General features: G+C 72.8%; 15 protein-coding genes. 7 read left to right on the top strand and 8 right to left on the bottom strand.

Annotation, left to right across the window (positions count from 1 at the left end; translation table 11 throughout):
• Window positions 1-53 precede the first annotated feature (53 nt).
• Window positions 54-1,403 carry an FAD-dependent oxidoreductase gene (locus PWG71_RS20580; RefSeq protein WP_274811555.1) on the bottom strand — a complete coding sequence of 450 codons (1,350 nt, stop codon included), beginning with the start codon at window positions 1,401-1,403 and terminating at the stop codon, window positions 54-56.
• A 98-nt stretch (window positions 1,404-1,501) separates the two neighbouring features.
• Window positions 1,502-3,073, bottom strand: a complete 1,572-nt coding sequence (locus PWG71_RS20575) for an MFS transporter (RefSeq protein WP_274811554.1) — start codon at window positions 3,071-3,073, stop codon at window positions 1,502-1,504.
• 141 nt (window positions 3,074-3,214) lie between these two features.
• On the opposite strand from PWG71_RS20575, the gene PWG71_RS20570 reads away from it, so the two are divergent.
• Window positions 3,215-6,445: a BTAD domain-containing putative transcriptional regulator gene (locus tag PWG71_RS20570; RefSeq protein WP_274811553.1), complete on the top strand. Its 3,231-nt coding sequence runs from the start codon at window positions 3,215-3,217 to the stop codon at window positions 6,443-6,445.
• Here the strand turns inward: PWG71_RS20570 and PWG71_RS20565 are convergent.
• Entirely contained in the window at window positions 6,430-7,365 is a 936-nt protein-coding gene (locus PWG71_RS20565) for an oxygenase MpaB family protein (protein WP_274811552.1), read from the bottom strand. The two genes, PWG71_RS20570 and PWG71_RS20565, sit on opposite strands and share 16 nt — an antisense overlap.
• A 144-nt stretch (window positions 7,366-7,509) precedes the next feature.
• Between PWG71_RS20565 and PWG71_RS20560 the strand changes: the two genes are divergently transcribed.
• Genes PWG71_RS20560 through PWG71_RS20550 form a run of 3 tightly spaced genes read left to right on the top strand, consistent with a single transcriptional unit; the run spans window position 7,510 to window position 10,959 of the window.
• Window positions 7,510-8,637: a glucose-1-phosphate thymidylyltransferase gene (locus PWG71_RS20560; RefSeq protein ID WP_342455996.1), complete on the top strand. Its 1,128-nt coding sequence runs from the start codon at window positions 7,510-7,512 to the stop codon at window positions 8,635-8,637.
• Window positions 8,634-9,587 (top strand): dTDP-glucose 4,6-dehydratase, encoded by a 954-nt coding sequence (gene rfbB, locus PWG71_RS20555; protein ID WP_274811550.1) that lies wholly within the window; start codon window positions 8,634-8,636, stop codon window positions 9,585-9,587. The genes PWG71_RS20560 and rfbB overlap by 4 nt, the downstream gene beginning before the upstream one ends.
• Window positions 9,588-9,642: 55 nt before the next feature.
• Complete coding sequence (locus PWG71_RS20550; protein ID WP_274811549.1) at window positions 9,643-10,959, top strand: NDP-hexose 2,3-dehydratase family protein; 1,317 nt, start codon at window positions 9,643-9,645, stop codon at window positions 10,957-10,959.
• 27 nt (window positions 10,960-10,986) lie between these two features.
• On the opposite strand, the gene PWG71_RS20545 is transcribed toward PWG71_RS20550, so the two are convergent.
• From PWG71_RS20545 to PWG71_RS20525, 5 genes are all read right to left on the bottom strand, one after another.
• On the bottom strand, window positions 10,987-12,876 hold the full coding sequence (locus PWG71_RS20545) for an anthranilate synthase family protein (RefSeq protein WP_274811548.1): 1,890 nt from the start codon (window positions 12,874-12,876) through the stop codon (window positions 10,987-10,989).
• Window positions 12,873-13,556, bottom strand: coding sequence for an isochorismatase family protein (locus PWG71_RS20540; RefSeq protein ID WP_274811547.1), 684 nt, complete (start codon window positions 13,554-13,556; stop codon window positions 12,873-12,875). The genes PWG71_RS20545 and PWG71_RS20540 overlap by 4 nt, the downstream gene beginning before the upstream one ends.
• Window positions 13,557-13,607: 51 nt before the next feature.
• Entirely contained in the window at window positions 13,608-14,399 is a 792-nt protein-coding gene (locus PWG71_RS20535; RefSeq protein WP_274811546.1) for a 2,3-dihydro-2,3-dihydroxybenzoate dehydrogenase, read from the bottom strand.
• An 8-nt stretch (window positions 14,400-14,407) separates the two neighbouring features.
• Window positions 14,408-15,577 carry a 3-deoxy-7-phosphoheptulonate synthase gene (locus PWG71_RS20530; protein ID WP_274811545.1) on the bottom strand — a complete coding sequence of 390 codons (1,170 nt, stop codon included), beginning with the start codon at window positions 15,575-15,577 and terminating at the stop codon, window positions 14,408-14,410.
• Window positions 15,578-15,692: 115 nt separating this feature from the next.
• Window positions 15,693-16,922, bottom strand: coding sequence for an IS701 family transposase (locus PWG71_RS20525; RefSeq protein ID WP_274811544.1), 1,230 nt, complete (start codon window positions 16,920-16,922; stop codon window positions 15,693-15,695).
• 313 nt (window positions 16,923-17,235) lie between these two features.
• Here PWG71_RS20525 and PWG71_RS20520 point away from each other — a divergent pair, with 313 nt between their 5' ends.
• Genes PWG71_RS20520 through PWG71_RS20510 form a run of 3 tightly spaced genes read left to right on the top strand, consistent with a single transcriptional unit; the run spans window position 17,236 to window position 21,173 of the window.
• Window positions 17,236-18,213, top strand: coding sequence for a 4-hydroxy-3-methylbut-2-enyl diphosphate reductase (locus PWG71_RS20520; RefSeq protein WP_274811543.1), 978 nt, complete (start codon window positions 17,236-17,238; stop codon window positions 18,211-18,213).
• Window positions 18,210-19,253 (top strand): polyprenyl synthetase family protein, encoded by a 1,044-nt coding sequence (locus PWG71_RS20515; RefSeq protein ID WP_274811542.1) that lies wholly within the window; start codon window positions 18,210-18,212, stop codon window positions 19,251-19,253. The genes PWG71_RS20520 and PWG71_RS20515 overlap by 4 nt, the downstream gene beginning before the upstream one ends.
• A 60-nt stretch (window positions 19,254-19,313) precedes the next feature.
• Window positions 19,314-21,173 (top strand): 1-deoxy-D-xylulose-5-phosphate synthase, encoded by a 1,860-nt coding sequence (locus PWG71_RS20510; RefSeq protein WP_311512157.1) that lies wholly within the window; start codon window positions 19,314-19,316, stop codon window positions 21,171-21,173.
• The last annotated feature ends 65 nt before the right edge of the window (window positions 21,174-21,238 follow it).

Here is a 21,238-nt window from a genome sequence, read left to right as displayed (position 1 = left end):
CGGGCGGCCGTCGATCGCGCACGACCGCCGACCGGGGCGCCCGGCCGGAACACCTACGAGGCGCCCAGGATGCTGCGGGCGGCCCGGATGCCCGAGCGCATCGCGGCCTCGGTGGTGGGGGAGCTGAAGTGGTCGCCCGCGAACACCACGGGCGGCCGTTGGCCCCGGGTGGCGGCCACCGAGGCCCGGTAGCGGCCCGGCGAGGGGATGGGGAACCCGTAGGGCCGCTCGGCCACCTGGAAGGGTTCGGGGTCGCGGGGGAAGTCCGGCCACAGCCTGCTCAGCAGCGGGGTGACGGTGGCGTACTGCTCCTCGGGGCCGCGCCCCAGGAGACGACGGGTGACGGCCCGTCCCGGGTAGGCGAACACCAGCAGCCGGTCGCGGACGGTGCCGTCGGCGCCGCGCACCCGGCGCGGGTAGGTGATCATGTTCCGGATCGGCGGGTCCTGCGCGCCGCCGGCCATGATGTGCGTCTCCGGCGGCAGGGCGTCCGCGTCCACCAGGTAGGACATCGACAGCGCCGGCTCGTACTCCTGGCCCTCCAGGTAGTCGCGCATCCGGTCGCCCACCGCCTCGCGGGGCAGCGACGCGATGACCTTGGCCGCGATCGGCGCGGGCACCGCCACCACCACGGCGTCGAACTCCCCGCCGGCCTCTCCCCCCTCCCCCTGGGAGGAGACGACCACCCGGCCGTGCTCCAGACGCACCTCCGACACCTCATGGCGCAGCAGCACCCGGGCGTCCGCGGCGTTGCGCTCGGCCAGGACCTGCATGCCCTCCCGGAACACGAAGAACTCGGCCCCGCCCATCGTCGCGAGCATCGCCCGGGCGTGCGAGACGGAGATCCCGTCGCAGTCGAAGTTCCAGAACCCCTCGATCTGCGATCGCAGCATGTAGTCGAAGCCCCGGTGCGACATCAGGCTCCGGCCGTACTCCGTGGCCGTGGTGCCGTCGTCGAAGTCGGCCAGACGCTCGGGGTCGAACAGGTCGATCCGGCCCGTGCGCCCGTTCACCAGCATCTCCCGCATCGAGGAGTACAGGAACGCCAGCCGGTCGCGCAGCCGCACGTGCCGGTAGCGCAGGAGCGCCGGAATGGAGTCGGAGGGCAGCGGGGCCACGACGCCGCCGTCGGAGACCAGCAGGTTGCTGGAGATCTTCTCCAGTTCCCCCTCCAGGCCGTACTCGCGGATCATCCCCCACATGGTCGAGTACATGCTGGCGCACATCAGGTTGATCCCGACCTCGGGCTCGATCTCCGGCCGACGCCAGGAGCGGGCCCGCCCTCCCAGGCCGTCGGCCGACTCGAAGAGCACGACCTCCTTCCCCGCCGCGGTCAGTTCCCTGGCGGCGGCGCATCCCGCCATTCCTCCGCCGATAACGGCGATCCTCGTGTGCTCCGGCATGCGTCAGGCCTCCGAAAAGAATGGGAAGGGCGGAGATTTCCCCCGCCCTTCCCATTTTATTTTTCATCGGCGTCCCGATGAATAGCAGGATATTGTCGTCAGCTCTCCTGCGGCTGCTCCTCCCGCTGCTCCTCCTCGGCCTCCTCGGGGACGTCGCGCAGGAACAGGAAGGTGATGAGGGCGACGCCGAGCACGATGGCCACCCCGGTGTAGCCCACCACGGACAGGCCGGTCATGAACGCCTGCTCCGCGGCCTCCGACACCTGCGCCGCCAGGGACGGCTCCAAGTCCTCGGTCGCCGCCATGGCGCCGGGCAGGCTGTCGCGGACCGCGGCGGCCTCCTCGGCGGGGACTCCGGTGGGCACGGAGTCGACCATCAGGTAGCGGTAGACGGCGGTCCCCAGCGCACCCAGGGTGGCGATGCCCATGGCCATGCCGATCTCGCTGCACGTCTCGGACATGGACGAGGCCGAACCGCTCTTCTCCTTGGGCGCGGAGGCGATGACCAGGTCGATGACCAGCACCATCAGCGGGCTCAGTCCGAAGGTGACGAGCATGCTGCCCAGCACCGCCGGGAGCGGGCCCGAGTCAGCCCCGCTCAGGGTGAACACGATCAGGCCCACCGCCGCCACCAGCAGACCCAGGGCGATCGTGTTGGCCGCCCGGAGCCGTGCGGCGACGAGCGGGGCGAGCATCGCGCCGGCGATGTTGGCCACCGCGTAGGGGACCATCCACAGGCCGGCGGCGGCCGGCGACAACTCCAGGACCAGCTGGAGGTACTGGGCGAACAGCAGGACGAACGCGCCCAGCACCACGGTGCCCAGCAGCAGCCCGCCCAGCCCCACCGTGAACGGCGGCAGCCGGAACAGGGCCAGGTCCATCAGCGGGCTCTCCAGCCTGCGCTGGCGTCGCACGAACAGCCAACCGAAGACCACACCGGCCACGAGCATGGCGATCACGATCGGGTTCCATCCCTCGGCCGCGGCCTCCTTGATCGCGTAGACGACCGGGAGGATGGCCGCGAGGGACAGGGCGACGCTGAACAGGTCCAGCCGCCCGGGGGTGGGGTCGCGGAACTCCGGCAGGAGCAACGGCGCGGCGATCAGCAGCAGCACCATCACCGGCACGCCCATCAGGAACACCGAACCCCACCAGAACCACTGGAGCATGACGCCGCCGACCATCGGGCCGATGGCCCCGCCCGCGGAGAAGCAGCTCAGCCACACCGCCACCGCCACACCCCGCTGCTTGGGGTCGTGGAACATGTTGGTGATCAGGGACAGGGTGGAGGGCATCAGCGTGGCGCCCGCCACACCCAGGAGGGCGCGGGCGGCGATGAGCATCTCGGCGCTGGTGGAGTAGGCCGCCAGCAGGGAGGCCGCGCCGAAGGCCACGGCACCGATCATCAGCAGCCGACGTCGGCCGATGCGGTCCCCCAGCGTGCCCATCGTGATGAGGAACCCGGCGATCATGAAGCCGTAGATGTCCAGGATCCACAGTTGCTGCGCGCTGGTGGGCGCCAGGTCCGCCGCCAGGTGCGGCAACGCCAGGTGCAGGACCGTGAAGTCCAGGGCGAGCAGAATGGTCGGCAGTGCCAGGACGGCCAGTCCGAGCCATTCGCGCAGCCCCGCCTTCGCGGCGGGGGCGGAGGTCGTTTCGTCCGGGGACATGGGTGGTGTCCGTCCTTCCAGGGTCGTTGTGCCGTGACGCGAGCATGACTCGACCACCACCATCGCCCCCCGGCGTTCCGAAAAGGCTCCGATCGTGATCCGACCACGCTCCGGACCCTCCCCTTGCACTACGGTGATCCCATGCGCTTCGGGATTCTCGGCCCGCTGGAGGTGTGGGGCGACGGCGAACCGGTCCGCGTCCCCGAAGCCAAGGTGCGCGTGCTGCTGGCCGCACTGCTCCTGGACGAGGGACGGCCGGTCACCGCCGACACCCTCATCGACGACCTGTGGGGCGAACACCTGCCCGCCCACCCCACACGGGTCCTGCGCGCCAAGCTGTCCCAGCTCCGGGGCGTCCTGGACAAGGCCGAACCCGGAGCCCGCGACCGGGTGCTGCGCACCCCCGGCGGCTATCGGCTGCGGGTGGAACCCGACGAGGTGGACTCCACCCGGTTCCGCGCCCTGGTCGAGCGGGCGCGCGGCACCGACGACCGGCGCGCGGCGGCGGTCGCCCTCAACGACGGGCTGGCCCTGTGGCGCGGGGACGCCCTCGCGGGCCTCACCGACACCCCCCGCCTGGCCCGCGCCGCGCTCCGCCTGGACGAGGAACGCCTGTCGGCGTTCGAGGAGCTCGCCCTGGCCCGGTTGGACCTGGGCGAACACCACCTGTGGGTGGAGGAACTCGGCGAGCTGGTCGACCTGCACCCGCTCCGCGAGCGCCTGTGCGCCGCCTACATGAGGGCGCTGTACCGTTCCGGCCGCCAGGCCGAGGCGCTGGGCGTCTTCGACCGGCTGCGCCACCGCCTCAAAGAGGAGCTGGGGGCCTCGCCCGGCCCCGAGACCGCCGAGCTGCACGCCCGGATCCTGCGCCAGGACACCACCCTGGACCCGGCGGACCCCGGTCCGCTCCGGGCGGTCCTGCGCCCGCGCACCAACCTCCCCGCCCCGGTGGACGACACCATCGGCCGCGAGGCGGACGTCGAGCGGATCCGCGCCCTCATGGAGCGCGCCCGCCTGATCACCCTCACCGGCGCGGGCGGTGTCGGCAAGACCCGGCTCTCCCTGGAGGTGGCCGCGGGCCTGGACGACCGTCACCCCGACGGACTGTGGTTCGTGGAGCTGGGCACGGTCCCCCCGGAGCAGGGGGAGGACCCGGGCGCGGCCGCCCGGGTGGCCGAAGCGGTCGTGGCCGTCACCGGCGCCCGCGATCTCGTCCAGGCGTTGAGCGCCACCCGCACCCTCCTGATCCTGGACAACTGTGAGCACGTCGTCGAGTCCGTGGCCGCGCTCTCCCGGGAGCTGCTGCGCGCCGCCCCGCACCTGCGCCTGCTGGTGACCAGCCGTGAACCCCTGGGGATCGACGGCGAGCACCTGTACGAGGTCCGCCCGCTCGGCTTCCCCGATCCGGCCGACCCCGCCGACGCGCGGTCCTACCCCGCGGTGCGCCTGTTCGCCTCCCGCGCCTCGGCGGGCGCCCCCGGTTTCACCCTGGGGGAGGACACCGCCTCGACCGTGGCGTCGATCTGCCGCCGCCTCGACGGCCTGCCGCTGGCCCTGGAACTGGCCGCCAACCGGGTGCGCGCCCTGGGCGTGCGCCGCCTCGCCGACGGACTGGACGACCGCTTCCGTTTGCTGGCGGTGGGCAGCCGGGGCGCTCCGGGACGCCAGCGCACCCTGCGCGCCGTCATCGACTGGAGCTGGGACCTGCTCGGCGAGCCCGAGCGGACCGTGCTGCGCCGCCTGTCCGTGCACGCCGAGGGCTGCACCCCCGAGGGCGCCGAGGCGGTGGTGGGCGGTGACGGCATCGAACCCGACGAGGTCGTGGAGATCCTGGCGCGTCTGGTGGAGCGCTCCCTGGTCATCGCGGTCGAGGGCTCCGACGGGATCCGCTACCGACTGCTGGAGACCATCGCCGCCTACGCCCGGGAGCGTCTGGAGGCGGCGGGCGAGGCCGACACGGTGCGCCTGCGCCACCTGCGCCACCTGGCGTCGCTGGCCGCCACGGCCGATCCCCTCCTGCGCGGTCGTCGGCAGCACCTCTGGTTGCGCCGTCTGGACGAGGAGAACGCCGACCTGCGCGCGGCCGAGGACACCGCGGCCCGTGCCGGTGACGCCGACACCGCCCTGCGGCTGGCCTTGGACCTGGTCTGGTACCGCTACCTGCGGGGCCGCCCCGGCGAGGCGCACCGCTCCCTGTCCCGGGCGCTGGAGCTGCCGGGCGGCACCCCCGCCCTGCGCGCCCTCGCCGGGGCATGGCGGGTGGGCATGGCCCTGATGGTCAACGAACCCGAGGACCCGGTGGCGCTGGTGCGGGCCGCCCTGGCGGACCGCGCGGACCCGGTCCCCGAACGCGAATGGGCCAGGGTCGAGTGGTTCCTGGGCACCGCCCTGCTGGACTTCGGCGAGCTTCAGGTGAGCGGCGACCTCGTCGAGCGCTCCCTCGCCGTGTTCCGCCGCGAGGACGACCGCTGGGGGACCGCGGCCGCCCTGTGCACCCGCGCGTGGCTGCTCAAGGCCCGGGGCCGGATGGCCGGGTTCGAGGCCGACGGCAGGCTCTCCTTGGAGCTCTTCGGTGAGATCGGGGACCGCTGGGGCCGGTTGCAGGCCATGCCGGCCCTGGGCAGCCGTGCCGAGATCGACGGCGACTACCCGGAGGCGGCCCGGCTGCACCGGGAGGGTCTGCGTCTGGCGGAGGACCTCGGATTGTGGTCGGAGGTGTCCTACCGGCTCTCCGAGCTGGGACGCAACGCCCTGCTGCGCGGCGAGCACCGCCAGGCCGAGGACTTCCACGAGCGCGCCCGCCGCCTGGCGGTGGAGCAGGGCGACCGGTTCGGCGAGCGCTTCGCCGAGTTCGGCCTGGGCCTGGGCGCCCGCCGCGAGGGCAGGCTCGACCGGGCCGAACGGTACCTGTCGGGTTGGCTGGACCGGGTCCGGGGGATCAACGCCCCGGCGGCGGGGGCCACCGTGCTGGCCGAACTCGGGTTCGTCGCCGAGCAGCGCGGCGACGCCGACACCGCACTGCGCCTGCACGACGAGGGGCTCACCGCCGCGTTCACCACCGGCAGCCCCCGCAAGATCGCCTTGGCCCTGGAGGGCCTGGCCGGTGCCTGGGCCCTGGCGGGGCTGCCGCTGCGGGCCGCCCGCCTGCTGGGCGCGGCCTCGTCCGCGCGCGCCTCGGTGCACACCCCTCTGCCGCCCGCCGAGCGCTGGGACGTCGAGCGGGTGCGGGTGGCGTCGGTGGCCGCGCTGGGGGAGGAGGCGTTCGCCCGTGGATGGGAGCGCGGTGCCCGGGAGCCGCTGGAGGAGACGGTGGAGCGCGCCCGACGCTGGTACGCGCTCCGTCCGGCCCCCGCCGGTCAGCCCGTGCTGTGATCCGGTCCCACCTGGGGGAACTCGTAGTCGCCCTCGGGGAAGCGCTCGGTCGGCATCCGGTCGGGCATCGCCGACTCCCGGCGCGGCGGCGACCAGCGCACGTAGACCGAACGGGCGCGCAGGGCCGACCGCACGGCCCGGGTCAGCAGCGGTGACGCCGGCCGCAGCCCGAAGGCCCGGCACAGGTCGGGGCCCAGCAGCGCGGGCAGGACCGGACCCACGGCGCGGCCCGCCACCCCGTGCAGACGCGGCGGCAACCAGCCCACCAGCACCTCCACGAACAGCCCCCGGGTGGCCCGCCACAGCGCCGCGCCCTCGGGGGAGTAGGCGAACTCGGCGCGCACGTACTCGTCGTGGAAGCGCTCGAACCCCTCGTAGGTGTCGGGGAGGTCCCTGATCCCCATGTGCTCGCCCATCGAACGGAAGTGCAGGTAGGCCGCCCGGCGCTCGGCGTCCCCGAAGGGCCGCCACCCGTGCCGGTCCACCGCCCGGACCATGTTGACCATGACGGCCGCCAGCACGAACATGTACTCCTCGTTCGTGATCGACCACCGGCCCTCACCGTCGAGCCCGTTGACGTGCCGCACCGCGTTGCGGTGGATGCGGTTCATCTGGCGGACCGCCTCCCGGCCCCGGTGCCCGGCGAACCCGTTCCGGAACATCTCCCACATGAGGATGTTGGTGTCGTCCAACCGCCGCTGCGTGTTGTCGGTGAGCTCGCCGGTACGCGCCAGCAGCCGGGCCATCCGGGGCGGGGCCAGGCTGTGGTAGAAGCCCACGCTTCCGCCGACCTGCATGTCCCAGGGGAACTCGTAGGCCATGTCGAGCAGCCAGATCCCGCTGTGGTCCCGCTCGACGTCCATGGCCTCGATCTCGCGCAGACGCGCGTAGCGGCGTGCCCTCCTGCGTGCCCCGAGCATGGTCGGCCCTTCTTCTCGGCGGTCCGTGCACACCGATCATGCGCGACCCCGACGCCGTCCCGGCACCGACCGTCGGCACTGTGTCAAGTCGTCTGACCTGACAGATTTCCGCGATCGCCGTTGCCCGGCACCCGCGAACACACGATGCTTCCGGTGTCCTTGGTCGCGGGATCAGCGTGGATCGGCTCCGAAGGGATAACGACGATGAAGGCTCTGGTTCTGTCCGGAGGGATGGGAACCCGACTCCGTCCTTTCACCCACTCCATGCCCAAACAACTGATGCCCATCGCCAACCGCCCCGTCGTGGAACACGTCCTGGACGACGTCCGCCGGGCCGGAGCGGTCGATGTCGGCGTCGTGGTCGGTGACCACGCGGAGGAGATCGAGCGGGCGGTCGGCGACGGGTCCCGGTTGGGGCTGCGTCTGACCTACCTGCGTCAGGACGCGCCGCTGGGACTGGCCCACTGCGTCCTGCTCGCCCGGGACTTCCTCGGCGACGACGACTTCCTCATGTATCTGGGCGACAACATCCTCTCCGACGGGGTCGCGGGGATGGCGCGCACTTTCGCCGCCGACCGCCCCGACGTGCAACTGGCCGTGCACCGGGTCCCCGATCCCCGTGAGTTCGGGGTGGCGGTGGTCGGTGACGACGGCACCGTGCTCCGACTGGAGGAGAAACCCCAGGACCCGCCCGGTGACCTGGCCGTCATGGGCGCCTACTTCTTCACCTCCGCCATCCACGAGGCCGTGGCCGCCATCCGGCCGAGCCCTCGCGGGGAACTGGAGATCACCGACGCCATCCAGTGGCTGGTCTCGGCCGGACGCCCGGTCCGGGCCGTGGAGCACACCGGGTTCTGGCAGGACGCGGGGGACATCCCGGGCGTCCTGCGCTGCAACCGCTGGGCCCTGGACGGGACGCGGAGAGAGATCCGGGGGTGGGTGGACGAGTCCAGCGTGCTGAACGGCCCCGTGGTGGTGGAGCCCGGAGCGCGGATCGTGCGTTCGCGCATCGACGGTCCGGTGATCGTGGGCGCCCGCACCGTCATCGAGGACGGCCACGTGGGACCGCACACCTCCGTGGGCAGGGACTGCGTCATCCGACGGTCCGGGATCGGCGACTCCATCGTCCTGGACGACGCCGAACTGGTCGGAGTGCCCGGCCTGCACAGTTCCATCATCGGCAGATCCGCCTCGGTCCGGCCCACGGACACCTCGGCCCTCGGCCCCAGCCTCGTGATCGGCGACCACGGCCGGGCGGAGGTCCGGATATGAGGATCCTGGTCACCGGCGCCGCCGGGTTCATCGGATCGCACTACGTCCGGTCCCTGCTGGCGGACGCCGACGCGCCCCGGGTCACCGCCCTGGACCTGCTCACCTACGCGGGCAACCGGGACAACCTGCCGCCCTCCCACCCGCGCATGGAGTTCGTCCGGGCCGACGTCTGCGACGCCCGGGCCCTGGCCGACGTGCTCCCCGGACACGACGCCGTGGTGCACTTCGCGGCCGAGAGCCACGTGGACCGCTCCGTCGCCGACGGGTCGGTGTTCGTCCGCACCAACGTCGTCGGCACCCAGACCCTGTTGGCGGCGGCGGTGGCGGCCGGTGTCGAACGGGTCGTGCACGTGTCCACCGACGAGGTCTACGGTTCCCTGGAACGGGGTGCGGCGCGCGAGGACCACCCGCTCGCCCCCAACTCCCCGTACGCGGCCTCCAAAGCGGGGTCGGACCTCATCGCCCGCGCCTACTGGCGCACCCACGGCCTCGACGTCTCCGTCACCCGGTGCTCCAACAACTACGGGCCGCGCCAGCACCCCGAGAAGCTCATCCCCAGGTTCGTCACCGCCCTGGTGTCGGGCGGTCGCGTCCCCCTCTACGGCGACGGCCGCAACGTCCGCGAGTGGCTGCACGTGGAGGACCACTGCCGGGCCGTCCACCTGGTGCTGACCCGGGGTCGGGCGGGCGGGGTCTACAACGTCGGCGGCGGCGACGGTCTGACCAACCTGGAGATGACCCGGCGCCTGCTGGAGCTGTGCGGCGCCGACGAGACGGCCATCGAACGGGTTCCCGATCGGCTCGGGCACGATCTGCGCTACTGCATCGACGACACCACGATCCGTGAGGAGTTGGGGTATGAACCCCGCGTCCCCTTCGCCCGAGGCCTGCGCGACACGGTCGCCTGGTACCGCGACAACCCCGGCTGGTGGAAACCCCTCGCGGCCTGACCCCTCCGGCCGGCACGACGCCGAGCGGCTGGCGCTCTCCGCCGACGTGCCGTCGGTGCGGGGCCCCGACGGCGCCCCCACCTCCGACGGCCCGGCCGACGTCGTCGCCTGGGCCGCCGAACGCGCCGCCGCCGGCGGGTTCTCCGTCACCCGGGTGCCCTTCGCCGAGATGGACTCCTGGGGCTTTCGGCCCGACACCGGCGACCTCGTCCACGACAGCGGACGGTTCTTCTCCATCACCGGCCTGCGCAGCGTCGTGGACGGCGATCCCGGCACCCTCCGCCACCAGCCCGTCATCCACCAGCCCGAGGTGGGCGTCCTGGGCCTGCTCGCGAAGGAGTTCGACGGGGTCCTGCACTTCCTGGTGCAGGCCAAGATGGAGCCCGGCAACCCGGGCATCGTCCAGCTCTCACCGACCGTCCAGGCCACCCGCAGCAACTACACCCGCGCGCACCGGGGGCGCCCGGTGCGCCACATCGAGCACTTCGTCGGGTCGGGTCGGGGCCGCGTGCTCACCGACGTCCTCCAGTCCGAGCACGGCTGGTGGTTCCACCACAAGAGCAACCGGAACATGATCGTGGAGACCGACCGCGAGGTCGAGCCCCACGAGGACTTCCGCTGGGTCACGCTGGGCACCCTCGGCGCGTTGATGCACGTCGACGAGACCGTCAACATGGACACCCGCACGGTTCTGGCCTGCGCCCCGGTGTCCTTCGGCGCCGACGGATCCGCCCACTCCGACACCGGACTCCTGTCGTGGTTCACCGAGCAACGCGCGTCGAGGACCCTGAGCGCCGAACGGGTCCCCCTGGGCTCCCTGCCCGGCTGGGTGCGCACCCCCGACCGGCTGCACCACGAACAGGACCGCGACTTCGACGTGGTGGCCGTGGCGGTCCGGGCCCGGGCCCGCGAGGTCGCCTCCTGGTCCCAGCCCCTGCTGGCCCCGCGCGGGCCGGGCGTGGCGGCCTTCCTGACCCGTCGGGTGGCCGGGGTCCCGCACCTGCTCGTCCACGCCCGGGTCGAGCCGGGCTTCCTGGACACGGTCGAGCTGGGGCCGACCGTGCAGTGCACCCACGACGAGGCGACCGCGCCCCCGGGGCTGCGGCCGCCCTTCCTGGACACGGTGCTGTCCGCCCCGCCCGAACTGGTGCGCTACCGTGCCGTCCACTCCGAGGAGGGCGGCCGGTTCCTGCACGCCCGCACCCGTTGCCTGGTGGTCGAGGACCCCCGCCCCGCCGGGGCGCCCGAGCCCCCGGGGTACCTGTGGGCCACCCCCGACCAGCTCGTGGCGCTGGCCCGTCACGGCCACTACCTGGACGTCCAGGCCCGCACCCTGCTGGCCGCGCTCACCACCGGGGCGCTGCGCCCGTGAGGACGGCCGCGGCGGCCCCGGTGGGCCTCAGCGCCCCGCCACCTCGGTGATCAGGCGGGTGATGACCCCCACCCCGTCGCGGGTGAGCACCGACTCGGTGTGGAACTGCACCGAGGCGAACCACGGTCCGCGCAGCGCGTGCACCTCCCCGGTGCCGGGGTCGCGGCTCACCTCGACCGCCCCCAGGCCCTCGCAGTGGATCTTGTCCTCCTCGCAGTGGGTCGAGAAGGTGTTGTAGAAGCCCACCAGCTCCTGGTGGCCGAACAGGTCGATCAGGTGCTGCGCCCCCTGGTTGGGGTGCTCCCGGCGCAGTACCGGCAGGCCCAGTTCCAGGCTGAGGGCCTGATGGCTCAGGCACACGGCGAGGAACGGCGACCGTCGTGCCAGCAGGGTCCGCACCCCCGCCCGGACCCGGGCGATCTTGGGGTGGTCCAGGTCGCGCGGATCACCCGGGCCCGGCCCCATGATCACCAGGTCGTACCCGTCCGGGGCGAACTCCTCGGCGAACCCGCGCACCCGCACCGACGCCCCGCACGAGCGCAGCTGGTGGGCGAGCATGGCGGTGAACGTGTCCTCGGCGTCGACGACCAGGATGTCCATCCCGTCCAGGGTCACCTGGGGGGTGGGGCAGGGCCGGCCCAGCCAGAAACCCGACAGGCGCGCGTTGCGCGCGGCCAGCGCGTCCAGCACCGTGGGGTCGCCGGCCAGGGCCTTCGAACGGTCGGCGTTCAGCGCGCTCAGCAGCCCGGCCGCCTTCGCCCGGGTCTCCACCACCTCCGACTCCGGGACGGAGTGGCGGACCAGGGTCGCCCCCACCGACAGGCGCAGATGACCCCCCCGGTCGATCTCCGCGGTGCGGATGAGGATCGCCGAATCCAGGGCGGCGGCCCCGCGGGCGTCGCGGCCGATGAGCGCCAGCGCCCCGCTGTAGTGGCCCCGCCCCAGGGTCTCGTAACGCGCGATCACCCGGCAGGCGTTCTCCAGCGGGCTGCCGGTGACGGTGGGCGCGAACATCGTCTCGCGCAGGATCTCGCGCGGGTCCCGGTCGCATTCCCCCTGGATCAGGTATTCGGTGTGCGCCAGCCGGGCCATCTCCTTGAGCCGGGGACCCACCACGCGCAGCCCGGAGTCGCAGATCCGGGCCATCATCTTCAGTTCCTCGTCCACCACCATGTACAGCTCGTCGGCCTCCTTGCGGTCGGCCAGGAAGTCCACCATCCCGTTCAGGGTGGGGCCTCCCGCCGGGTACCGGTAGGTGCCGCTGATGGGGTTCATCACCGCCGTCCCGCCTTCGAGGCTGACGTGCCGCTCGGGGGTGGCGCCCACCAGGGTGTACTCGGGGGTGAACAGCACGAACGTCCAGTAGGTCCCCGACTCCTGCTCCAGGAGGCGACGGAACAGGCTCAGGGCGCTGCCGTGGCCGAACCCCTCGATCCGCGCGGTGAACGAACGGCGCAGCACGAAGTTGGAGCCCTCGCCGCGGCCGATCTCCTCGGTGATGACCCGCCGCACGGTGTCGGAATAGGTGTCGTCGTCGATGTCGAAGTCGCCGCCGTTCACCGTCAGCCCGGTGTCGGGGACCCGCTCCAACACCCGCTCCACGGTCTCCTCGCGGCACTCGGAGACCTTCAGCGAGATGATCGGCGCGCCGTCGTCGACGCTCGCGAACCCCCGCTCCGAGATCTGCCGGTACGGTACGGCCACCAGTACGTCCCACCCGGGGGGACCGGGCGCGTCGCCGCCCTCCTCCAGCGGGATGTCGGCGAGGGAGTCGTGCAGGGACACCGTCCCGGTCAGCACCTCGATCGCCCCCGGGCCGGACTCGGGACGGTGCACCAGTGCGAACGCGGGCACCGCGCCGGTGACGATCCGGTCGAGCAGGTTCCCGGAATCCGTGTCGTGGGGGTGTGCGGTCATCGTTCCTCCTCCACTTCGACCGGGCTCCGGTCGGCCCCGGGGACGGTCATGCGGTCGAGCAGTCTCTCGGTGGGCGCCACCACGGCGCACCGCGTCGCGGCGTACTCCAGCGCGAGACGGTGGTGTTCGGCGTCGAAGTCGGCGACCGCGTCGGCCGCCAGGAACACGCGGATGTCATGGCTGAAGGCGTCCACCCCCGTCATCAACACGCCCACGTGCGCGTACACGCCACAGAGCACCAACTGGTCGCGCCCCTCGGCGCGCATGCGCTCCAGCAGGTCGGACCGGTGGAAGGCGCTGTAACGCCACTTGGTGAACATCCAGTCGTCCGGTCCCGGGGTGAGCGGTTCCACCACCTCGCGGTCCTCGACGGAAGTGGTCATGCCCGGTCCCCAGAAATCGCGGAGCAGGCCGCGTTCGCCGGGGGTCATCCGTCCCGGCTGGGCGGTGTACGCGACCCGTGCGCCCGCACGCACGGCGTGCTCGCGCAACAGGGCACAGTTCTTCAGCAGCGTTCCGTACGGCTCCTCGGTGGTGGCGAAGGGCCGGAGGAAGAACCGCTGCATGTCATGGACGAGCAGGACCGCTCGGTCGGGATCGAGGTCCCACCGCGCGACGTTGTCGGGCAGTGCGTCGGCGGTCGGCATGGGGTAGTTCCGGATGGGCGGGATGCCTGGCATGGTCGTCCTCCTCCTGCTGGTCGTCCGGTGCGGTCCCCGGTGCGGGCGGGTTCACGCGCCCAGGGTGGCCCCACCGTCCACGGTGAGCGTCTGCATGGTGATGTGCCGGGCCCGGTCGGACAGTAGGAAGACGACCGCGTCGGCGACGTCGTCGGGCTCGGCGATCCGACGCAGGGGTATGCCCACCCGGTAGGCGTCGGGGTCGCCGTCGAGGGTGGCCCGGGGGCCCGCCGCGTCCTTCCACATCGACCGCAGCATCGGGGTGTCGGTGGAGCCCGGGGCCACGACGTTGCAGCGCACGCCATGGCCGGCCAGCTCCAGCCCCAGGCAGCGGGTGAACGCCACGGCCGCGGCCTTTGAGGCGGCGTAGGCGGCCATGCCGGCACGCGCGGTGCCCGCCGCGTTGGAGGCCACGGTGACGATGGCCCCGGTCGAACGCGTCACCATCGTGCGCGCCGCCGCCCGGGACATGGCGAAGACACCGGTGGCGTTCACCTCCAGGCTCTCGTTCCACTGCCGGTCGTCGAGCTCCCAGGCCCCGCCCATCCTCAGCACCCCGGCGGCGTTGACCAGGTGGTCCAGTGATCCCAGCAGGTCCTCGGCCTCGGCGACCACCCGCTCGGCCTCCCCGGCGGCGGCCACGTCCGCCGTGATCGCCACCGCCCGCACCCCGTCGTCCGTGAGCCCGGCGGTGACCCGCTCCAGGCCGGGGCGGTCCCGGTCCACCAGGGCCACCATCGCGCCCCGCTCGCCCAGAGCGCGTGCCACGGCCGCCCCGATACCGCTCGCGGCCCCGGTCACCAGGGCCACCTTCCGCTCCATCGCGGACTCCTCTCGTTCCATGGGGGTCCTCACGCGGTCCACGCCGACGCCACCGCGACCGCCTGGGCCGGGTTGAGCCGGGGATCGCACAGGCTGGTGTACCGGTCGGCCACCCGGTCGACCCGGGAGGCGTCGGACACGCACTCGGTGACCGGCTCGTGGGTGGCCTCCAGGTGCAGGCCCCCGGCGATGCCGCCGGCCGCGCGCACCGCCGCCTGGAACTCCCGCACCTCCCGGACGATCGCCGACACGTAGCGGGTCTTCAGACCCGAGGGCGTTCTGACGGTGTTGCCGTGCATCGGGTCGCTCATCCAGATCGCCGGGTGGCCCGCGGCGCGCACGGCCGCGACCAGGCGGCGCAGCGCCTCCGTTCCGCCCACCCCCTGGCGGGAGATGAGGGTGAGCCGCCCCGGCCGCCGCTCGGGGTCCAGCCGGTCGCACACCTCCAGCAACTCCTCGACGGTCGCCGAGGGGCCGACCTTGCAGGCCACCGGGTTGGCGACACCGGACAACAGGGCGATGTGCGCCCCCTCGGGGTGGCGGGTGCGGTCTCCCACCCACGGCCAGTGCGTGGAGGTCAGCAGGGTGCGCCCGTCCGGGGTGCGGCGCAGCGCGGGGACCTCGTAGTCGAGCACCAGGGCCTCGTGCGCCGTCCACAGCGACGGCGTCCGGGCCGGGCCGGTGGGACCGGACCGCCGGCCCAGGTGCTCCAGCACGGTGCGCGCCGCGTCGTGGCACGCCAACAGACGCTCGGGGTCGTGCGCGCGCCCGGTCGGGGTCGGTTCCGGGGCGTTGACCAGATGGCCCCGGTACACCGGCAGTTCGCGCCCCTCGACGATCTCGGTGGGCCGCGAGCGCGGTTTGGCGAACTGTCCGCCGATCCGGCCCACCCGCACCACCGGCCGACCCGTCGTCGCCTCCAGCACCTCGGCCAGGGCGCCCACCAGGAACTCCTGCGCGCCGACCGCCTCGGGCCCGCACCGCTCCGGGTCCTCGGCGCAGTCGCCGGCGGTGACCACACGGGCCTCGCCCGACGCGACCCGCGCCAGCAGGCCGCTCAACCGGTCCACGTCCTCGATCCGCACCAGTCCGGGCCGGGCCCGGAGCCGTTCGCGGACCTCGGGCAACCGGGGGTCGTCGCCCCAGTCGGGCTGCTGGAGCGCGGTTCGTCGGCGCAGGTCGGGCGACTCGGTCTTCACGGCTGCTCCATGATCCGGGTGCGTCGGTGCGGCACGAGAGGGTCGCTCGCGTACCGCGGACCGTTCGAGTGTGCCGAGGTCTCGGGCTCGGCCATGGGAAGTCGGCTGTACTTCGTCATGTCGCGGCGGGGACGGTCGTGGGCCGTGCCCGCGCCTCCGCGACCGGCGACAGGGCGCGGAAGGTGTGCGCGACCGAGGCGAGTGTGATGTGGCGGTGCCACCCGTTGAACGACCGGCCCGCGTAGTCGCGCATGCCCACCGGGTCGCCGAACCGCGCGAAGGACCGCTCGACCCGGTCCACCAGCCGGCTCGCCCACAGGGCGGCGGGGCCCGCGTGGGACTCCGGTGGCCGGACCAGCCACAGTTCCTGGGGCCAGGGGCGTCCGCCCCGGCCGATCCCGACCAGCAACAACTCCTCCTCGGGAGCGGCCCCGGGCGCCGACGGCGCGGCCGAGGGGCGGGTCACCCGCACCGCCGCGACCAGTCGGGCCCGCCGGGCGGGGTCCGAGGGGTCCGGTACCGGTCGGCGCATCTCCTGGCCGGCCCGCATCACCAGCTCGGCGGGCAGTGTCCGCCCCCGGTGGCCGATGAGGGCGGGGTCGGTCACCCGCAGCGGCAGCTCCGGTCGGATCCGCGCCGCCGGGCGCAGCCCGGCCGCGTACAGGCGACGGAACGCGGGCAACGGGTCGGTGTCGTCCAGGTCCAGGATCACCGGGCGAGGGGGCAGCCCCCAGCTCTCGATCATGGCGAGGCTCGCCTCGGCGGCGCACCCCACCAGGGTCTCCGACTGGGCCATCGCCGGAGTGGGGGCGCCGCAGTCCAGCGCGCCCCGCCACCGGCCGGGAAGGTGCAGCCGCCACTCCACCGGCACGCTCAGGTGATCGGAGGCCAGCCACACCCCCACGGCGCGCTGGGCGTTCACGACCTGTCCCAGGTCCGCGGAGAAGTACCGGCTCACGCCCACCGAGTGCCGCCCGACCTTCGGGATGACCAGGGGGCGTACCACCCACGCCTGCGGCGGCGACTCGCGCATCGTGTACCGGGCCAGGGCCCGGCGCACCGGCGACCACTCCCAGGTGGAACTGCACACGAAGTGGTGCAGGCTCTGCCCCGTCCCGGCGCCGCCGAGGGCGGCCGCCATGTTCCGGACCGACTTGCGGCCGGGGGTGCTCAACAGTCCGCGCAGGTAGTCCATCCCTTTACGGCGTTGGTCGCTGCGGGTCAGGGAAAAGAACAACTCGTCGACCAGGTCGTTCAGCAACGGGTCGTCGTCCGCCACTGCGGGCGGCGGGGCGGCGGACGGTGACGGGATCTCGTTCTCCACGGGTTTGATCACGGTATTCACGCGGATTCTCCGCTCCGGTGCACTTCGCTCGGCCCACACGGGGCTAATGTGTTTTCCGATTTCTTTCTGAGGTGGCTCTCACACTAAGAACGGATTCGTCGTTTTGTGAATGACAAGCGACTGACAATGGCCTGTCCAGCAGGTTCTGGTCACATGTAGCTGATTCCTGCTATTTCTCCTGCTCCCGTGTTGACCCGGCGCCGGCTCCGGTTGCAGAGTCGGGGGAGCGCGAACGAAGTCATGGATAACACCGGAGGGCGACCCTCCCGGTGTCCGGAAACGCCGGAGCCGGGTCACTGGAGGTGGCGTTGAGGTGCAGCGAAAGAAAGTGATCCTTGCCGAGCCGCGAGGTTTTTGCGCAGGTGTCCGGCGAGCGATATCCATCATCGAGATCGCCTTGGAGCGGTACGGCCCACCGGTCTACGTGCGCAAGGAGATCGTCCACAACCACTACGTGGTGCGCGTGCTGCGCGAGCGCGGCGCGATCTTCGTGGATTCGGAGGACGAGATCCCCGAGGGAGAGGTCTGCGTCTTCTCCGCGCACGGCGTCTCGCCCGAGGTGCGCCGCAACGCCGGGAGGCGACGGCTGGACGTCATCGACGCCACCTGCCCCCTGGTGTCCAAGGTCCACCAGCAGGCCCTGCGCGTCGCCAAGGCGGACCGGACGATCCTGCTCATCGGACACTCCGGGCACGAGGAGGTCGAGGGCACCCACGGGCACGCCCCCGACCGGACCGTGATCGTGGAGACGGTGGAGGACGCCCGGGCCCTGGACCTGCCGGCCGACGCCCCGCTGGCCTATCTCACCCAGACCACCCTGTCGGTCGACGAGACCCGAGAGATCGTCGAGGTGCTCCGCGATCGGTTCCACGACCTCACCGGGCCGGGCACCGATGACATCTGCTACGCCAGCCAGAACCGCCAGGACGCGATCAAGGCCATCGCCCCCCGCAGCGATCTCGTCCTGGTGGTGGGCTCGCGCAACTCCAGCAACTCCGTGCGCATGGTCGAGGTGGCCAGGCGTTCCGGAACCGCCTCCCACCTGGTACCCGACGTGGGCGAATTCTCCGCGGAGTGGCTCACCGGGGTCTCGACGGTGGGGGTCAGCGCCGGGGCCAGCGCCCCCGATGTGCTGGTCGAGGAACTGCTCGACCTCCTCGCCGACCACGGCTTCCGCGACACCGAGCTGGAGAGCGTCGCCCGGGAGGACATCGTCTTCTCCCCGCCGACGAGACTCGCCCGCACCGGGCCCGGCGACGACCGGCCCGCATCCGCGAAGGGGACCCCATGACGACACCCACCGTCGATGACGTCCGGGACCTGCGCGCCCGACTGCTGGACCGGGTCGAGGACCGGCTCGACACCCTGCTGCGCACCGAACGCGAACGGTGGGCGAGGGTCGACCCCCGCGCCTGTGTGCCGGTGGACGACGTGGCCGCCCTGGTCGCCGCGGGCGGCAAGCGCCTGCGCCCCGCCTTCCTGCTCAGCGGCCACCTGGCCGCGGGCGGGGACCCCGACGACCGGCGGGCCGTCGACTGCGCCGCCGCCGTCGAACTCGTCCACGTCGGTGCGCTCCTGCACGACGACGTCCTGGACGACTCCGACCTGCGTCGGGGGCGTTCCACCGCCCACGTGCGCCACCTGCGCGACCACCTCCACCACCAGTGGAGGGGCGAGGCCCGCCGCTACGGCGAGGGGGTGGCCGTGCTCTCCGGGGACTTCGCCGACATCCTGGCCGACCGGCTCACCACCGAGCTGCCGCCCGACGTGCGCACGATCTGGAACGCCTTCCTCACCGAGATCGTCATCGGCCAGCAATTGGACGTCGCCGTGGCGGCCCGCTCGGTCGTCGATCCCGAGCTGTCCCGGTGGATCGCCGTCTGCAAGTCGGGCCGGTACAGCATCCACCGCCCCCTGCTGCTGGGCGCCGCCCTGGCCGGGCGCTCCGACCTGGCACCGGTCTTCGAGAGGTACGGGGAGTCCCTGGGCGAGGCGTTCCAGCTCCGGGACGACCTCATCGACCTGTTCGGGGACAGCGACCACACCGGGAAACCGGTCGGCCTCGACCTGGAGACCCACAAGATGACCCTGCTCCTGGCCTTGGCCGTGCGGCGCGACGCCGAGGTGCGCGCGCTGGTGGAGCAGCCCGAATGGGACGTGCCCCGACTGCGCGACCGGCTCGACGCCCTGGGCATCGGCGACGTCATCGAGGAGCGCATCGGCGAACTGGTCGCCGACGCCGTCAACGCGCTGCGCCACCCGTCCCTGGACTCCGGGTGGCGTGACGAACTCGCCGCCATGGCGCACGAGGTCGCCTACCGCAACCGCTGAACGGGTGCCGCCCACCGCCGTAACCCGGACCGCCCCGAGGCGGTCCCGAGGAGTGATCACATGGCCCTGTTGGACACGATCGAAGGACCCGCGTCGTTGCGCGGGCTCTCCGACGAACGGCTCCGGGAACTCGCCGGGGAGATCCGCGAATTCCTCATCGACCGGGTCACCGCCTCCGGTGGTCACCTGGGCCCCAACCTGGGGGTGGTGGAACTGACCATCGCCCTGCACACGGTCTTCGACTCCCCGAAGGACCGGCTGCTCTGGGACACCGGGCACCAGTCCTACGTCCACAAGCTGATCACGGGGCGCCGGGCCGGGTTCGACCGGCTCCGCAAGGCGGGCGGCCTGTCCGGCTACCCCTCCCGTGCCGAGTCCGAGCACGACCTGGTGGAGAACTCCCACGCCTCGACCGCGCTGTCCTACGCCGACGGTCTGGCCCGCGCCGACGCCCTCACCGGGACCACGGACCGGGCGGTGGTCGCCGTCATCGGCGACGGGGCCATGACCGGCGGGATGGCCTGGGAGGCGCTCAACAACATCGGTGGCGGCCCCGACCGCCCCCTGGTCATCGTGCTCAACGACAACGAGCGCTCCTACGACCCCACCCTCGGCGGCTTCGCCGACCATTGCGCGCGCCTGCGCGGCGGCGACGCCGACCTCAGCGTGTTCGAGCAGCTGGGGCTGACCTACCTGGGGCCGGTGGACGGCCATGACATTCCCGCCCTGCGGGAGGCGCTCACCCGCGCCAGGCGGACGACCGGTCCGGTGATCGTGCACGCCGTCACCGAGAAGGGGCGGGGGTTCGCCCCCACGGAGGAGAACGACCTGGACCGGGGGCACGCCATCCGCCCCATGGACCGTCGGACCGGACGAGCCCTGTCCACGTCCTCCGGCCCCTCCTTCAGCGCGGTGTTCGGCGAGTGCGTCACCCGTATCGCCGCCGAGCGCCCCGACGTGGTGGCCGTCACCGCGGCGATGACCGAGCCCACCGGCCTGCTGCCGTTGCGCGAGCGCTTCCCCGAACGCGTCATCGACGTCGGCATAGCGGAACAGCACGCGGTGACGATGGCGGCCGGGCTGTCCATGGGCGGCGTCCACCCGGTGGTGGCCATCTACTCCACCTTCGTCAACCGCGCCCTGGACCAGCTCCTCATGGACGTGGCCCTGCACCGTCGGGCCGTCACCTTCGTCCTGGACAGGTCGGGGGTCACCGGTGACGACGGGCCCAGCCACAACGGCATGTGGGACATGTCCGTCCTCCAGGTGGTGCCGGGCCTGCGCATCTGCGCCCCCCGCGACGGGGCCAGGCTGGCCGAACTCCTGGACGAGGCCGTCTCCTGGGAGGAGGGGCCCACCCTGGTGCGCTTCCCCAAGGGGGCCACCGGACCCGACATCCCCACCGAGACCGTGTTCGCCGGGATGGACGTCCTCTACCGCCAGGGCGCCCTGGACGTCCTGGTGGTGTCGATCGGCGCGCTGGCGCGCGTGGCCCTGGGCGTCGCCGACCGCCTCACCGACCTGGGCCACGGCGTGACGGTCGTGGACCCGCGCTGGGTCTCGCCGGTCGCCCCCGGTCTGTGCGACATGGCCCGCCGTCACCGCCTGGTGGTCACTGTGGAGGACAACAGCCGGGTGGGCGGGGTGGGTTCCACCATCGCCCAGGCGCTGCGCGACGCCGATGTCACCACACCGCTGCGCGAGTTCGGCATCCCCCGCCGCTTCCTGGACCACGGAGGCCGCGCCGACGTGCTCTCCCTGTGCGGGCTGACCATCGAGGACATCTCGATGGCGGCGGCCGAGGACATGGCCGTGCTGGACGGCCGCGAAAGGGACCCGGAGTTCGCGGCCGGTCTGCGCGGCCTCACCGGCGGCGCATCGGCCTCCACCGTTCGTTCCGACACCGAGGGGAAGGTATGACCACCGTCGATCTCGGCATTCCCGCCACTCCGCCGCGCCCGCTGGCGACGCGGCGCAAGACCCGG

Origin of the sequence: Nocardiopsis sp. N85, from assembly GCF_028882275.1 — a bacterium.
Classification (GTDB): domain Bacteria; phylum Actinomycetota; class Actinomycetes; order Streptosporangiales; family Streptosporangiaceae; genus Nocardiopsis; species Nocardiopsis lambiniae.
This window is presented reverse-complemented; position numbering and strand designations above follow the sequence as displayed.

Coding starts and splice junctions, on each gene's coding strand:
- PWG71_RS20560 (WP_342455996.1), top strand. CDS start 7,510: ATGCTTCCGGTGTCCTTGGTCGCGGGATCAGCGTGGATCGGCTCCGAA.
- rfbB (WP_274811550.1), top strand. CDS start 8,634: ATGAGGATCCTGGTCACCGGCGCCGCCGGGTTCATCGGATCGCACTAC.
- PWG71_RS20570 (WP_274811553.1), top strand. CDS start 3,215: ATGCGCTTCGGGATTCTCGGCCCGCTGGAGGTGTGGGGCGACGGCGAA.
- PWG71_RS20575 (WP_274811554.1), bottom strand. CDS start 3,073: ATGTCCCCGGACGAAACGACCTCCGCCCCCGCCGCGAAGGCGGGGCTG.
- PWG71_RS20545 (WP_274811548.1), bottom strand. CDS start 12,876: ATGACCGCACACCCCCACGACACGGATTCCGGGAACCTGCTCGACCGG.
- PWG71_RS20565 (WP_274811552.1), bottom strand. CDS start 7,365: ATGCTCGGGGCACGCAGGAGGGCACGCCGCTACGCGCGTCTGCGCGAG.
- PWG71_RS20540 (WP_274811547.1), bottom strand. CDS start 13,556: ATGCCAGGCATCCCGCCCATCCGGAACTACCCCATGCCGACCGCCGAC.
- PWG71_RS20535 (WP_274811546.1), bottom strand. CDS start 14,399: ATGGAACGAGAGGAGTCCGCGATGGAGCGGAAGGTGGCCCTGGTGACC.
- PWG71_RS20510 (WP_311512157.1), top strand. CDS start 19,314: ATGGCCCTGTTGGACACGATCGAAGGACCCGCGTCGTTGCGCGGGCTC.
- PWG71_RS20515 (WP_274811542.1), top strand. CDS start 18,210: ATGACGACACCCACCGTCGATGACGTCCGGGACCTGCGCGCCCGACTG.
- PWG71_RS20580 (WP_274811555.1), bottom strand. CDS start 1,403: ATGCCGGAGCACACGAGGATCGCCGTTATCGGCGGAGGAATGGCGGGA.